We start from the raw sequence: 14,192 nt of genomic DNA on the forward strand, positions 1-14,192 counted from the left end.
GCGCACGTCCGGGGCCCGCCCGCACCCGCTCCCGCGCCCGTTCGCACGCCATGGTGCCGCGCCCACCTGAGCGGTACCTCCACGAGGTGACCGGGGCACCTGGCCGCCCTGGCAAGGACATGGCTAATCTGCTCCCGTCCGAGTCAACTCCCGGGCACCAAAGGCCCCATGGGCCCTCACCGGACCAGAGGAGTGTTCATGCACAGCACTTCCCGCTCCGCCCGCCCCACCGGTACCGCCGCACCGTCGAAAACCCGCCGTCTGCCCGTCCTGGCCGCACTCGCCGCAGCGGTCGCACTGGTCACCGGCGTGACAGCGCCGGCCTACGCGGCCGCACCCGCACCCGCACCCGCACCCGCACCCGGCGAGCAGGCCCCCGGCGGGCAGGCCGACAGCGCCGAACAGGGCGACCGGCACCTCCCCGCCATCCACCCCGAGCTCGACTTCGCCGGCTCCACCGTCGCCGCCCACGAGGGAAGAGAGAGCACCGCGGGCGTCCCCGCCCTCGCCGTCACCCAGACCCCCGGACTGGACGTCTCCAGCTACCAGGGCAACGTCAACTGGGCCTCGGTGAAGGCGAACGGCGCCCGCTTCGCCTACGTCAAGGCCACCGAGGGCACCACCTACACCAACCCGTACTTCGCCCAGCAGTACAACGGCTCCTACAACGCCGGCCTGATCCGCGGCGCCTACCACTTCGCCCTGCCGGACCGCTCCTCCGGCTCGTCCCAGGCCACCTGGTTCGTGAACCACGGCGGCGGCTGGTCCCGCGACGGCAAGACCCTGCCGCCCGCCCTCGACATCGAGTACAACCCCTACGGCGCCACCTGCTACGGCCTCAGCCAGAGCGCCATGGTCAGCTGGATCCGCTCCTTCAGCGACACCGTCCACTCCCGCACCGGGCGCTACCCGACGATCTACACCACCACCAACTGGTGGTCCCAGTGCACCGGCGACAACGGCGGCTTCGGCACCACCAACCCGCTCTGGATAGCCCGCTACTCCTCCTCCGTCGGCACCCTCCCGAACGGCTGGAGCTACCAGACCTTCTGGCAGTACGCCGACGCCGGCACGTTCCCCGGCGACCAGAACCTCTTCAACGGCGCCTACGACCGCCTCCAGGCCCTCGCCAACGGCTGACCGTGACCACGGGTGATGGTGTCGTCGGCGGATCCGGCCCGCCGGCCGGCTGACGCTCCGACCGTCCGGTCGGACTCCCCGGCCGTCGGCGACACCGTCACGCACGCGTGGTGCGGTCGAACTCATTCGACGGCCCGGGGCGCGCAGTTCTCGCGCCCCGGGCCGTCGGCTTCGCCGTGACCTCCGCCGCCGGTCGACGGAGGTCCGCTCCGTACGCCTTCGAACTCCCGTGACAGGACGGGCGGGTGACCGCGGCCGGGACGGTCGGGCCGGAGCAGCGCTCTCGCGATCCGTCCCGGACCGCCGAACTCGCGCTCGTCGTCGGGACCGGCCGGTGATGTACGACGGCAGCGCTCGCGCATGAACCCGGCGACCCGGGGCAGCCGATGGGGCGAACGCCGCCGGGACACCCCCGGCCCGGCACACTGTGCGGAAAGGAGACGACTGTGAGCAGCGACGTCAACATCTGGGAGTTCCGCTCCACGTCCGGCTACGTCACCGGGTCCGACCTCGTCGACTTCCGGGTGGAGGCGGTCGACGGACACATCGGCAGGATCGACAAGCTGTCCGAGCAGGCCGGCGACCGGTACCTGGTGGTGGACACCGGCCCGTGGATCTTCGGCAAGCACGTGCTGCTGCCCGCCGGCACCGTCGTCCAGGTCGACTTCGAGGAGCGGAAGGCGTACGTCGACCGGACGAAGGACGAGATCAGGAACGGACCGGAGTTCGACCGGCACGAGCACGACGGCGGCACCGACTACCAGGAGAAGTACACGGGCTACTACGGTCCCTTCTACGGCGGACCGGCGATCTGACCGGCCACCGAACGAACGGGGCCTCACCGCGGGCGCGGGACCGTACGCGCCCGCGGGAGCCCGGCCGGAGTCGACGGGCCCGGGCGGATTCGACGGACCCGGGCGGCCGTCCGGCGCGGACCGGCGGAACTTCTTCTCCGAGGCGTTGAGCACATCGGCCGCGCCCTCCGTACTGAAGGCGACGGACGGGATCCGCGGCTTCGGCGGCGGTGAGCGTCCGAACCGACCGAACGTCACGTCCTTGGGGGAGAAACCCATGCACGCTCTGCGCCGTACCGCCGCCTTCACCGCCGCCGCGGCGGCCGTCGTCCTGTTCGCCACCGCGTGCGACTCCGACACGGACACCGCCGCCGCGCCCGCGAGCAGCCCGAGCGCACCGGCCGCACCTGCCACGACCGGCGCGACGGGTGCCCCGGCCACGACCGGCGCACCGAGCGGGAACCAGGCCGCCCTGAAGGGCTCGCTGGCCACCGTCACCTCGCCGCAGTTCGGGCCGATCGTCGTCGACGGCCTGAACTACACGCTGTACCGCTTCGACAAGGACACCGCCCAGCCCTCCGCCTCCCACTGCAACGACGCCTGCGCCGTGAAGTGGCCGCCGGTGCCGGTGAGCGAGCAGGCCACCGTCAAGGGCGTGGACGCCAAGCTGGTCGGCTCGGTGACCAGGGCCGACGGGACCAAGCAGCTGACCCTCAACGGCTGGCCGCTGTACCGGTTCGCCGATGACAAGGCCCCGGGCGAGACCAAGGGGCAGGGGGTCGGGGGCACCTGGTTCATCAGCACCCCCGAGGGCGGGAAGGCCCAGGCGGCGGCCGCCCAGCCCACCGGCGGCGGCTCCGGCTACTGACGGACCGAGATCGACCGCTTCGAGGTCCGCACCGGCGACGGCAGGGAGTTCGTCGCCGTCCCCGTGCGGCCGGTCTGACGCGGGCGGGCACCCGGGTGGCGACCGTACCGGCCCACGGCCGCCACCCGGGTCCGTGCGGCGGCTCAGCCCAGCCGGGCAGCCAGCCGGCGCAGCGCGGACGGCAGGGCGGCGGAAGGGCGCCGCGCCCGGTCGGTGGCCCGTGCCACGGGTTGCTCCCCGAGCTCCGGGGAACCGGCGGACAGGTGCGCTGCCGACCGGGTGGCGGCCCCGACGGGCGAGGCGGTGCGGCTGGCCTCGGCGCGCACCAGCGCGCCCATGGCGGTGTAGACGTCGAAGGGCATGACGGATCTCCTGCGGTGTGGACCTGACGGTGGGCACGGCGGAGCGGCACTCGGGGCCGGAACCCCGGAGCGCGGCCCCGGGGCCTGTCAGCAGCGCAGGACGGTGCCCCGTCCGGCCCCGTCGGGGCGGTCGGGATCGGTGCCGGACCGGACCGCGGCGCGACCGGGCGACGTACCCGACGCACAGCCCGCCACCATCCGGGGCGCCGGCGGGAGCAGCCCCGGCAGCGGGGCGCGGGGGTGGCCGGCCCGGGGGGTGGACGCGGCGCCCGGAGTGCTCCCGTGATCGCGGCGGCGTTCGCCGGGCTCCGGGCAGTCGTCCGCGTCGAACGGCACGACGGGGGCGGCGGGGAACTCCTGGGCCGTCACACAGCGGTCGAGGGCGAGGCGGTGCGGCGAGTCGGCGGTGCCGGCCCCGGTCAGCAAGGCGAGGACGGCGGCCAGCAGCACCGCGAGGGCGCAGTGGGTCGCGAAGTCACCCTGCCGAGCCGTACGCCCCATGCGCGCCCTTCCGACGACGTCGCTGTCCAGCTAACCGCGCACTCCTCCCGGCACCCGCCCGGCCCACCCGACGGGGTGAGGGACTTCACTCCTCCGGACGACCCGGAGGACCCGGACGACCCGGACGGACGGGCAGGCAGGCGCCCGGCCGCACCTACCCGATGGTGACCACCCGGGCCCAGTCCGGCGGGGTGTCCGGTTCGTAGTCCGGGTCCTCCTCGTCCTGCGACCCGGTGACCGGCTCCCGGGGGAAGAGGCCGACCACCGTGCGGCACGGCGGCCGGGAGTCGGGCCAGGGTGTCTGTCCGTCGGTCAGGACCACGATGACGTCCGGTCGGGGCCGGGCCCGCAGTGCCCTGGCGAAGCCCGTTCGCAGGTCCGTCCCCCCGCCGCCCAGCAGCGGGATTCCCTCGGCCCGGCAGAGCGGGTGCGCGACCCGGGCCGCCGCGTCGCACGGCAGCACGGTGACCAGGTCGCGGCGACCGCCCACGGCCCGGGAGATCGCGGTCACTTCGAGCAACGCGCTGCCCAGTTCGGCGTCGCTGACCGACCCGGAGGTGTCGATCACCACGGCGACCCGGGGTGGTCGGCGCCGCAGACTCGGCAGCACGACGCCGGGCAGCCCGGCCGAGCGCCGCGACGGCCGGCCGTAAGTGTAGTCCTCGCCCGCGCCCGAGCCGGCCGCCGCCGTCCGGACCGCCGCGCCCAGCAACTCCCGCCACGCCTGCGGCGGGTGGAACGCGTCCTCCGCCCATCGCTGCCACGCCTGCGGGGCGCTGCCCGGCCGGCCCTTGATGCCCTGCGCGACCCGGAACCGTACCGCGTCCCGTTCCTGCGCGCTGAGGCCGTGCGCGCCGTCCGGTCCGAGCTCCCACCCCCGCTCCAGCCCGTCGGCGCCGCTGCCGCAGTCCAGCCAGGCCAGGTCCCGCGTCAGCGGCCCGAGGCTGAACAGGCGCAGGTAGTCCTCCATCAACTGCCCCTCGGGAAGCCCCAGGGAGTTCGGCCGGACGGCGCCCTCGGGTGCGACCAGCCCGTTGCCGAACACGTCGTCGTTGATCTCGAAGTCGGCGGCGATGTTCATCCGCAGCCGCTCGCCCGGGCCGGTCAGTCCGCGCTCCCGGGCCACCCGGTCGCTGCGCCCGTGGTGGTCGCGCAGCAGGTGCGAGACCTCGTGGACCCAGACCCCGGCCAGCTCCTCCACCGGCGTGCGCTCCACGAAGAACGGCGAGACGTAGCACCGCCAGTGCCGGTCCACGGCCATCGTCGGGATGCTCCGCGACTCCACGGTGTGCAGGGCGAACAGGGCCGTCGCCAGATAGGGCCGGACGTTGGCGGCGTGCAGCCGGGCGGCGTACAGCTTGTCGAGGTCCAGCGCCCGGGGGGTGTCCGGCGCCGCCGTCGCGTCCGGCAGCCCCGCTCTCTCCCGGCTCATCGGCCGGCCTTGGCCGCGACCCGGGCCACCGACCGGTCGGCCCGGGTCGACAGCGAGACCACCCCGGCGAGGCGCTCGATCGCGGCCGGGACGTCCCAGTCCGGCCGGCGCAGCGAGGCGAGGGTGGTCGCGGGGACGACGACCAGGTCCGGAGCGCCGGTCTCGGTCGCCCGGACCAGCAGCGACCACGCCGCGTCCCAGCGGGACTTCTCCGGGCGCTTGCGAACGGCGTCCACCACACCGTCGAGCACGGCCTGGCGCAGGTCCCCGCGCTCGGGCAGTTCGGCGCCCGCCGGGTCGGCGAGCAGTTCCTCCGGGTCCGGGAGGTCCATCCGGTCCAGGCTCGCCAGCAGCTCCAGGCCCGGTCCGTCCCCCACCGTGCCCCTGACCAGCAGGGAGAGGACGTCCCGCGAGGAGCCGGCCGCGGTCGCGAAGGCGATCAGGCACAGGGCCGTCTCCCAACTCCGGGGCGACGGCCAGGCGCCGCCCCGGCGGGCCTCGTCGGAGGGCAGTCGGTGAACGAGAGCGGGGCGGGCGGTGAGCAGGCCGCAGACCGCGCGGCGGGCGAAGGCGACGGACTCCGCCAGCCGCCGCGGGTCGAGCCGCGGCAGGACGGCCCGGGGCCACGTCCCGCCGAGGCCGCGGACCACCACGTCGTGCTCGTGGACCCACCGGAGGTGGACGAAGCGGTTGGCCAGCGGCGCACTCAGTTCCCAGCCGTCGGCCGCCGAGGAGCGCGGGTTGGCGGCGGCCACGATCCGGACTTCGGGCGGCAGTTGCAGGGCCCCGATCCGCCGTTCCAGGACGAGGCGGAGCAGCGCGGCCTGGACGGCCGGCGGCGCGGTGGACAGCTCGTCGAGGAAGAGCAGGCCCCGGCCGGCCCGGACCAGGCGCACGGCCCAGTCCGGCGGGGCCATCGGGACGCCCTGCTCCGCCGGATCGTCCCCGACGACGGGCAGTCCCGAGAAGTCGGACGGCTCGTGCACGCTGGCGATCACCGTGGTCAGCGGCAGGTCCAGGGTCGCGGCCAGCTGGGTCAGGGCGGCGGTCTTGCCGATGCCCGGCTCGCCCCACAGCAGGACGGGTCGGTCGGCGGCCACCGCCAGGGTCAGCGCCTCCAGTTGGGCGTCGGGGCGCGGCTCGGTGGTGGACTCGCTCAGCAGGGCCAGCAACGCGCCGGCGACGTCCAGCTGGGAGGCCTGGGCCGGTTCGGCGCGGGCGCCGGACGCGGCGAGCGGCGCGGACGTGGGCATGAACGTGGACGTGGGCATGGACGCGGGCATGGACGTGGGCATGTTCGATCACCTCGGGGTCTGGTGGAGCGGCGTGCGGTGGAGGGATGCGCGGTGGAGCCGGACGGACAGCGGGGCGACAGAGGTCGCGGGGCCGGCGGGAGGAGGCAGCACGAGGAAGCGGCACGGCGGGACAGCGCACCGAGGCGCCACAGGGCCGCCCCGCGCCGGGTCAGCGGGCGGTCGCCCCATGGGTACGGGCACGGGAGCGGCGGGCGCGCGGACGGCGGCGGTCCGGACCGGGGCTGTGTTCGACCAGGCCCGCCCTGAACAGCCCGTAGGTGATCCGCCGCAGCGCGGCCGCCTCCAGCTCGTCCCGCAGCGCGCCGCCGCGCAGCAGTGCGTCGGGGCCCAGCAGGCCCTCGACGACCGCCAGCGCACCGGCGGTGTCGCCGTGGTCCAGCCGTTCGCGGACGCCACGGAGGTCGGCCGGGCGGCGGTGCGCCTCGTCGATGGCCTGGAGGCAGGGCAGGGGTGTGCCGGTCAGTGCGACCAGCAGCTCCTCCCGGCGGATCTCGGCCGGGTCGTGGTCCAGCGCCGCCAGCACGCCGTCGACCAGGCCGATCCGGTGCCGGGCGCCGCGGCAGTCGACCGGGCGTGGCTGCCCGGCCTGCTCCGGGCGCGGGGCGGGGCGGGCCGGCACGTGGCCCGGGACCAGGGCCGAGGCGACCAGCGGATGCAGCCGATCGGCCTCGATCGCACCGGTGCGGAGCAGTTCGAGGTCGGGAAGCGCCCAGGTCGCCGCGTCGGGCAGGACGGGCAGCGCGGGGCCACCGCCGCCGGTGGGCGCGGCGACGATCCGCCGGGTGGGCGGCCCCGGGCCGTCGCGGTCCGCGGCCGGTTCCAGGACCAGCCGGTGCCGTGCCCCGAGGCGGACGCCCACCGGGCCGGTGGAGCGTCCTTCGGCGGCGAGCAGGATCTCGGCCTCGGCCGCCCAGCGGTCGACGGCGCAGCGGCGCTCCGGCGGGACCATGGCGGCGGGCACCGCCCCCTGCGGGTCGGGCGCCGTCCACGGGTGGCGGTCGGCTCCGCTCCGGAGCCGCAGTTCGCCGCTGCGGGGCGCGTCCCACAGGTGGCGGTGCAGGTCGAGGCGGAAGCGCCGGTCGGGGCGGGGGTGCGGGTACCGGGCGGCACCGGTCTCGCGGTGGGAGCCGTCCCACAGTGCGAGGCTGATCCGCTGGCCGGCGTCCGCCCAGGCCGGCGGGGTCCGGGCCACGAGCCGCACCGGGTGCCCGCCGTCACGCTCCGCGGTGTCGTACCGGGCCAGTGCGACCGTCAGGCCCGGGCGCAGCAGGCCGTCCGGGGCGATCCTCGGCAGGTGCCAGCGCAGCAGGTCGGGGGCCAGTCGGCGGAGGTCGGCGCGGACCCTGGCGGCGAGGTCCCGGCCGTGGGTGCGCGCCACGGCGCGCAGGTCGAGGTCGACATCGATGTTCGCGGCGGCGCAGGCCCCGGCCCAGTCGCCGAGGTGACGGCGGGCGGTCGCGGTCTCGATCATGGACAGCGGCACGGCGAACTCGCGCACGCGCAGCCAGAGGGAGAGACGGGAGTCCCTGTTCGCGGTCGAAGTGAGCATCAGCACTCACCTTGCGCGGACGGGGCCCCCAATCCGAATGCGGAATGAGTAGTCATCGCGGGGAGCGTAGCGGCCGCGCTGCCGGTCTGTCAGCTGCTTTTGTGCCGCCGCGTCTTCACCGCGACCGGCCCGGCACGCCCGGGTCGCGACCCTCCGCGGGGAAGGTCGCGACCCTCTACGGGAAGGTCGCGACCCCACCGCCCCGGCCGGCTACGACCCCTTGGCGTCGGGCAGCCGCACCGCCTTCACCAGGCAGTCGCGGAACTCGTACCAGGGCGCGGGGCCGGTCCACCGCAGGAAGCCGGTGCTCCCGGTGCCCTCCTCCTTGGTGGCGAACCGGCTGCCGTCGTACAGCAGCTTTCCGGCGGTGGTCGCGGTGCCGGAGGTCACCTGGTGCGAGCCCAGCAGGGCGCAGTCCTGGTAGCGGATCACCGGTCCGCGCGAGGGGTTGACGGCGTCGAAGCGGTACACGTGGGGCACGGCCTTGTCGGTCAGGGCCCAGGGCTCGAACGCGCGCGCCGTGTCGTCGCAGGAGACGAAGGTGATGGTGCCCTTGTACCAGGCGGAGTCGATCACCTTGTGGCCGACGCCCCGGATCTCGAAGCGGATGCCCTGCGCGTACAGGCGCATGACCGAGTCGGCGCGCGGCGAGTTGGCGCCCAGCTTGAAGAAGGTGCCGGTCGACTTGGCGTCGACGAGGATGTACGACCCGCCGATGAAGTTCATCGAGCCGCCGCGCTCGTTGCGCACGAAGATGCCCGACTGGAACTCCACCTTGCAGTCGCGGAACGAGAAGTTGAGGAACTGGTCCTGCTGCTGCTCGGTGGGGATCCCTCCCATCACCAGGAACGCGTCCGCGTAGGAGCCGCCGATCTGGCAGTGGTCCCAGCCCATCTCGCTGTTGAGATTGGACTCGGACCCGGGGCCGTCGAGGACGATGCCGGCCTTCCAGGCACCGCGCCAGTCGACGTCGGTGTACCAGGTGTCCTGCACGCCGAAGGTCTTGGAGGAGAACGAGTAGTTGAAGGTCGCGGTGGCGTCCCGGCTCTCGAAGGTCAGGCCGCTGATCCGGATGTTCCGGTAGCGGTCCATGTTCCGCCAGAGCACGGTGTCGCGGGCCGTCGGCGCGTACACGATGCGGGAGAGGCGCTTGCCGAATCCGGTGATCGAGATGCCGTCGATGACGCTCTGCGTCGCGCGGTCGGTGTTCTGGGTGGCCGGCAGCAGGCTGTCGGGCTGGGTGAGCAGGTAGGTGCCCGGCGGGATCAGCAGGACCTTCTTCGGGGTGACCCCGGTCTCCGGCGCACCGCCGAGCACCTCCGCCACGGCGTCCCGGAACGCGTCGTCGCTCGGCGTGGCGCCGGTCGGGTCGGCGCCCTTGGCGACGACGTCGACCACGTACCCGCCGGCACCGGCCGCCACCGCGGCGGGTGCGGCGACGGCGCTGTGGCCGCCGAGCGCCAGACCGCCGGCCACGGCGCCCGCTCCGGTCAGCCCGGCGAGCAGGGCGCGCCGGCCCGGGCGGCGCACCGGCTCACCGTCGCCGCCGGGCCCGGCCCCGGGCCCGGGCCCGGACCGTGTGCTGTGCGTGGACTGCTTGGACATCGCCAACCCCCGTCGATGAGAACCGCGTCGGAGCCGCGACCCGTGAATGGATCATGGCCGAACCTCGTGATCATCTGGCATGTCCCGGCCCGGCACAAGGGTCTGGTTCCTCCGGCCCGGACCGGACCGCAGGTCGGCGCCCGGACCGGACCGCAAGTCGGCGCCCGCACCGGCCCCCGGACCGGAACCGCCCGCGCCCGGCACCGGCCCCCGGACCGGCCGGGAACACCCGGGCGGACGCACCGGACGGCGCGGGCCGTGGCGCGTCGGTAGCTTGGGCGGGACGGCGGCCGCTCGGAGCAGCGGGCCGCGGAGCAGCGGAAGACCGGGCAGGTTCAGATGGTCAGTGGCGAGCTCGACCTCACCGGGCTCCGGCGGGTCTACGGCCGGCCGGGGAGCAAGCTCTTCTACACGCTCGTCTGCCGCAACGCCCGGCACTGGGGCTGGACCGAGCCGGGCCAGTCCAAGTGGCGGTGCTGGCAGGCGCAGCGCCGGCTCGAAGGCGTCCTCGGCCGGAAGCTGGCGCTGCCCGCCGGGTCGCGGGTGCTGGACGCCGGCTGCGGTGCGGGGGTGGTGGCACGGGAGATGGCCTCCCGGTTCGGCCTGCGGGTCACCGGCATCGACGTGCTGGACTTCCACGTCCGCGAGGCCCGCCGGCTCAGCGCCCGCGCGGCCCTGGAGGAACGGACCAGTTTCTCCTGGGGGGACTACCACGACCTGGAGTTCCCCGACGGGTCCTTCGACGGCGTGTACTCGATGGAGACCCTGGTGCACGCCTACGACCCCGAGCGGGCGCTGGCGGAGTTCCACCGCGTGCTGCGGCCGGGCGGCCGCCTGGTGGTGCTCGGCCCGGTGGGCGCGCCGCCGGAGGAGCTCAGCCCCGAAGGCCGGGCGGTGCTGGATCCGTACCTCGACGCGATGGTCTTCCCCGGGGCCAGGCGGTACGACTCCGACAGCCTGGGCCGGCTGCTCACCGAGGCGGGCTTCCGGGTCGAGGAGGCCCTGGACGCCACGGACCGGTACCGCCCGACCTCGGACGCGCTCTACGCCTACTTCCGGCTGCCGTACGCGCTGTTGCGCCTGTTCGGTCCGGCGGAGAAGTGGCTCGGCCTGCGGTCGGTGGTGGAGATGTACCAGGTGCGGGACTACGTGAAGTGGTACGTGCACACCGCCGTCAAGCCGTAGCCCCGCACCTCAGCCGACCTGCGCTCCCAGCATTCGCAGCACCAACTCGCCGTAGCGGCGGCCGAGTTCCTCCGGGGTCTCGCTGCTGCGGTCGGTGTACCAGCGGGACACGTCGATCCCCAGCGAGGTGACGGCGCGGGCCGCCGTGCGGACCTCGGCGACCTGGAAGGCACCGGCCGAGACACCCTCCTCGATGAGGGCGCTGACCTCGCGCTCGATGTCCAGCCGCAGGGCCGCGACCACCGTGTAGGCGTCCGCCGGCAGGGCGTGCAGCTCGTAGTTGACCACCCGGCCGACCGTCCGCGCCCGGGCGTGCCAGGCCGTGAACTCCTCCACCAGACGCCGCATCCGGGCCACCGGGTCACCCCCGCCCGCCACCGCGTCCCGGACCAGCGCCAGGGTGGCCGCGTGGCCGGCCCGGCTGATCTCGGCCAGCAGGGCGGCCTTGGACGGGTAGTGGATGTACAGCGCGGCCGGGCTCATGCCGGCGCCGGTGGCGATGTCCCGGGTGGTGGTCGCGTGGAAGCCGCGCTCCGCGAACGACTCGACGGCGGCCCGGAGCAGCCGGAACGCCGCCTCGGGGCGGGCATCGGCGACGCCGGGCGGGGTGGGCCAGAGCTCGGCGATGGGCGTGCTGGTCATGGCGCCATCCTCCCAGACAAGTCGTACCGGAATTCCGGCCGTACCGGCCGGGGAGGGGCCCGGCCGACTGTTGACAGGGTCCCGCACCGACAGCATGCTAAGCAAGCGCTTAGTCACGAGCCCGGGCCGTGCGGCCGACCGGCGGCCGACACCGCGGTACCGGACAACTCCCGCAGAACCGCGCGAAAGGACCCTCCGTGGTGCACTCCTTCAAGGGCCAGGTGGCCGTCGTCACCGGATCCAGCCGGGGCATCGGCCTCGGGATCGCGCGCGAACTGATCGCCCGCGGCGCCCGGGTCTGCCTGACCGCCCGCACCCCCGAGCCGCTCGCCGAGGCCGTCCGCGACCTGGGCGGCCCCGAGGTCGCCATCGGCGTCGCGGGCAAGGCGGACGACCCGGCCCACCAGGACGAAGCGGTGGCCCGCACGATGGAGGCCTTCGGCCGGCTCGACCACCTGGTCAACAACACCGGCATCAACCCGGTCTTCGGCCCGGTGCTGGACACCGACGAGGCGGCCGCCGCGAAGATCCTCGCCGTCAACGTGCTCGCCCCGCTGGCCTGGACCCGTCGGGCACACGCCGCCTGGATGGGCGAGCACGGCGGCTCGGTCGTCAACGTCGCCTCCATCTCGGGCATCCGCGCCTCACTCGGCATCGGCATGTACGGGGTCTCCAAGGCCGCCCTGATCCGGCTCACCACCGAGCTGGCCGCCGAACTCGGCGGTCAGGGCATCCGGGTGAACGCCGTGGCACCGGCCGTGGTCAAGACCAGGTTCGCCGAGGCGCTCTACGAAGGCCGCGAGGAGCAGGTCGCCGCCGCGTACCCGCTGGGCCGCCTCGGCGTACCGGAGGACGTCGCGGGCGCGGTCGCCTTCCTGCTCTCCTCGGACGCCTCCTGGATCACCGGCCAGACCCTGGTCGTCGACGGCGGCGTCACCCTCGGCGGCGGAATGTGAGCGCCGTGGCGAACGGGCCCGGCGACCGGGGCGGCGCGTACGCGGGCCAGGGCGTGGTGGTCACCGGCGCCGGTCGGGGCATCGGCGCCGCGCTGGCCCGCGCCTTCGCGGCGGCCGGCGCCCGGGTGGTCGTCAACGACCTCGACGCCGCAGCCGCCCGGACGGTGGCGGCCGAGTGCGGCGGCACCGCCGTCCCCGGCGACGCGGCCTCGGCCGAGGGCGTCGCCGCCCTGGTCGACCGGGCCCGCGCGGTCCTCGGCGACATCGACGTCTGGTGCGCCAACGCCGGCGTCGCCCCGGTCGGCGGGGCGGGCGCGCCGGCCGCCGCCTGGGCGAGTGCCTGGGAGGTCAACGTGCTCGCCCACGTCCGCGCGGCCGACCTGCTGCTCCCCCGCTGGCTGGAGCGCGGCAGCGGGCGGTTCGTGGCCACCGTGTCGGCCGCCGGAGTCCTCACCATGCTCGGCTCGGCCCCGTACGCCGTCACCAAGCACGGCGCGCTCGCCTTCGCCGAGTGGCTCGCCGCCACCTACCGCCACCGGGGCGTGCGGGTGCACGCGCTCTGCCCGCAGGGGGTGCGCACCGACATGCTGGCCTCGACCGGCGCGGTCGGCGAGGCGCTGCTGGCGCCGACCGCGCTGGACCCCTCGGACGTCGCCGGCGCCCTGCTGGCCGGGCTGCGCGAGGACCGCTTCCTGATCCTGCCGCACCCCGAGGTCGCCGAGTACTACGCGGTGCGGGCCACCGACCCGGACCGCTGGCTCGGCGGGATGAACCGGCTCCAGCGGGAGCTCGAAAGGAACGAGGCGCTGTGAGGGCCTGGCAGGTCACCGAGTTGGGCGAGCCGGCCGCGGTGCTGCGGCTGGCCGGGGACGTACCGCGGCCGGTCCCCGGGCCGGGCCAGCTGCTGGTCCGGGTCAGGGCCGCCGCGGTCAACTTCCCGGACGCGCTGATGGTGCGCGGCCAGTACCAGGTCCGCCCGCCGCTGCCGTTCACCCCCGGCGTCGAGCTCTGCGGCGAGGTGGTGGCCGGGGAGCGCGCGGGCGAGCGGGTGATCGGCACCCCGGTGCTGCCCGGCGGCGCCTTCGCCGAGTACGCCCTGCTGGACGCCGCGGCGGCCTTCCGGGCGCCGGGGGTGCTGGACGACGCGGAGGCGGCCGCGCTGCACATCGGCCACCAGACCGCGTGGTTCGCCCTGCACCGGCGGGCCGGCCTGCGGGCCGGCGAGACGCTGCTGGTGCACGCGGCGGCGGGCGGGGTCGGCAGCGCGGCGGTCCAGCTCGGCCGGGCGGCCGGCGCGCGGGTGATCGCCGTCGTCGGCGGCACCGACAAAGCGGCCGTCGCCCGCGAGCTCGGCGCCGACCTGGTGGTGGACCGGACCGCCGAGGACTTCACCGCGGCGGTCAAGGAGGCCACCGGCGGCCGCGGCGCGGACGTGGTCTTCGACCCGGTCGGCGGCGCGGCCTACACCGGCTCCACCCGGTGCGTCGCCTTCGAGGGCCGGATCCCGGCGCCCGCGCTGAACCACGCGCTGGTGAAGAACTACAGCATCCTCGGGCTGCACTGGGGTCTCTACAACACCCGCGACCCGCAGGCCGTGCTGGCCGCCCACGAGGAGCTGACCCGGCTGGCCGAGGCCGGCGTGGTCCGTCCACTGGTGAGCGCCCGCCTCCCGCTCAGCGGGGCGGCCGAGGCCGTCCAACGCGTCGCGGACGGCCGCAGCACCGGGCGGCTGGTGGTCCTCGGGCAGTAGCGCCGCCACCCGGACCCGGCGGGGGGGGGGGTGGGGGGGGGGGGGGGGGGGGGGGGCCCCGCCCCCGGCCCCCCCCCCGCCCCCCCAGCCCC

General features: G+C 75.4%; 14 protein-coding genes. 7 read left to right on the top strand and 7 right to left on the bottom strand.

Features of this window, described 5'->3' with window-relative positions; translation table 11 throughout:
• Positions 1-198: 198 nt before the first annotated feature.
• The 3 genes from AB0J08_RS28710 (at position 199) to AB0J08_RS28720 (ending at position 2,802) form a co-directional block, all read left to right on the top strand.
• The gene (locus AB0J08_RS28710; protein ID WP_360640524.1) at positions 199-1,140 is read left to right on the top strand and encodes a lysozyme; all 942 of its coding nucleotides are present in this window, start codon (positions 199-201) and stop codon (positions 1,138-1,140) included.
• 446 nt (positions 1,141-1,586) lie between these two features.
• Positions 1,587-1,955 (top strand): PRC-barrel domain-containing protein, encoded by a 369-nt coding sequence (locus AB0J08_RS28715; protein WP_360640527.1) that lies wholly within the window; start codon positions 1,587-1,589, stop codon positions 1,953-1,955.
• Positions 1,956-2,211: 256 nt separating this feature from the next.
• A complete protein-coding gene (locus AB0J08_RS28720) occupies positions 2,212-2,802 on the top strand; it encodes a hypothetical protein (protein WP_360640530.1) in 591 nt (196 codons plus the stop codon).
• A gap of 143 nt (positions 2,803-2,945) precedes the next feature.
• On the opposite strand, the gene AB0J08_RS28725 is transcribed toward AB0J08_RS28720, so the two are convergent.
• The 6 genes from AB0J08_RS28725 to AB0J08_RS28750 form a co-directional block, all read right to left on the bottom strand.
• Positions 2,946-3,164 (bottom strand): hypothetical protein, encoded by a 219-nt coding sequence (locus AB0J08_RS28725; protein WP_360640533.1) that lies wholly within the window; start codon positions 3,162-3,164, stop codon positions 2,946-2,948.
• Between the two features lie 87 nt (positions 3,165-3,251).
• The gene (locus AB0J08_RS28730) at positions 3,252-3,665 is read right to left on the bottom strand and encodes a hypothetical protein (protein ID WP_360640536.1); all 414 of its coding nucleotides are present in this window, start codon (positions 3,663-3,665) and stop codon (positions 3,252-3,254) included.
• Positions 3,666-3,819: 154 nt separating this feature from the next.
• On the bottom strand, positions 3,820-5,097 hold the full coding sequence (locus AB0J08_RS28735; RefSeq protein ID WP_360640539.1) for a VWA-like domain-containing protein: 1,278 nt from the start codon (positions 5,095-5,097) through the stop codon (positions 3,820-3,822).
• The gene (locus tag AB0J08_RS28740) at positions 5,094-6,350 is read right to left on the bottom strand and encodes a MoxR family ATPase (protein WP_360640569.1); all 1,257 of its coding nucleotides are present in this window, start codon (positions 6,348-6,350) and stop codon (positions 5,094-5,096) included. The genes AB0J08_RS28735 and AB0J08_RS28740 overlap by 4 nt, the downstream gene beginning before the upstream one ends.
• 211 nt (positions 6,351-6,561) lie before the next feature.
• A complete protein-coding gene (locus AB0J08_RS28745; RefSeq protein ID WP_360640542.1) occupies positions 6,562-7,962 on the bottom strand; it encodes a hypothetical protein in 1,401 nt (466 codons plus the stop codon).
• 210 nt (positions 7,963-8,172) lie between these two features.
• The gene (locus AB0J08_RS28750; RefSeq protein WP_360640545.1) at positions 8,173-9,567 is read right to left on the bottom strand and encodes a hypothetical protein; all 1,395 of its coding nucleotides are present in this window, start codon (positions 9,565-9,567) and stop codon (positions 8,173-8,175) included.
• Positions 9,568-9,906: 339 nt separating this feature from the next.
• Here AB0J08_RS28750 and AB0J08_RS28755 point away from each other — a divergent pair, with 339 nt between their 5' ends.
• Positions 9,907-10,752 carry a methyltransferase domain-containing protein gene (locus AB0J08_RS28755; protein ID WP_360640548.1) on the top strand — a complete coding sequence of 282 codons (846 nt, stop codon included), beginning with the start codon at positions 9,907-9,909 and terminating at the stop codon, positions 10,750-10,752.
• A 9-nt stretch (positions 10,753-10,761) separates the two neighbouring features.
• Here AB0J08_RS28755 and AB0J08_RS28760 read toward each other — a convergent pair whose 3' ends face one another.
• On the bottom strand, positions 10,762-11,394 hold the full coding sequence (locus AB0J08_RS28760) for a TetR/AcrR family transcriptional regulator (RefSeq protein WP_360640551.1): 633 nt from the start codon (positions 11,392-11,394) through the stop codon (positions 10,762-10,764).
• 197 nt (positions 11,395-11,591) lie between these two features.
• On the opposite strand from AB0J08_RS28760, the gene AB0J08_RS28765 reads away from it, so the two are divergent.
• From AB0J08_RS28765 to AB0J08_RS28775, 3 genes are read left to right on the top strand one after another with little or no spacing between them, the layout of a single operon-like run.
• Complete coding sequence (locus AB0J08_RS28765; protein WP_360640554.1) at positions 11,592-12,350, top strand: SDR family oxidoreductase; 759 nt, start codon at positions 11,592-11,594, stop codon at positions 12,348-12,350.
• Between the two features lie 5 nt (positions 12,351-12,355).
• Positions 12,356-13,162, top strand: a complete 807-nt coding sequence (locus tag AB0J08_RS28770) for an SDR family oxidoreductase (protein ID WP_360640557.1) — start codon at positions 12,356-12,358, stop codon at positions 13,160-13,162.
• Positions 13,159-14,100: an NADPH:quinone oxidoreductase family protein gene (locus AB0J08_RS28775; RefSeq protein WP_360640560.1), complete on the top strand. Its 942-nt coding sequence runs from the start codon at positions 13,159-13,161 to the stop codon at positions 14,098-14,100. Before AB0J08_RS28770 ends, AB0J08_RS28775 begins: the two co-directional genes overlap by 4 nt.
• The last annotated feature ends 92 nt before the right edge of the window (positions 14,101-14,192 follow it).

Source organism: Kitasatospora sp. NPDC050463 (genome assembly GCF_040655255.1).
Taxonomy (GTDB): domain Bacteria; phylum Actinomycetota; class Actinomycetes; order Streptomycetales; family Streptomycetaceae; genus Kitasatospora.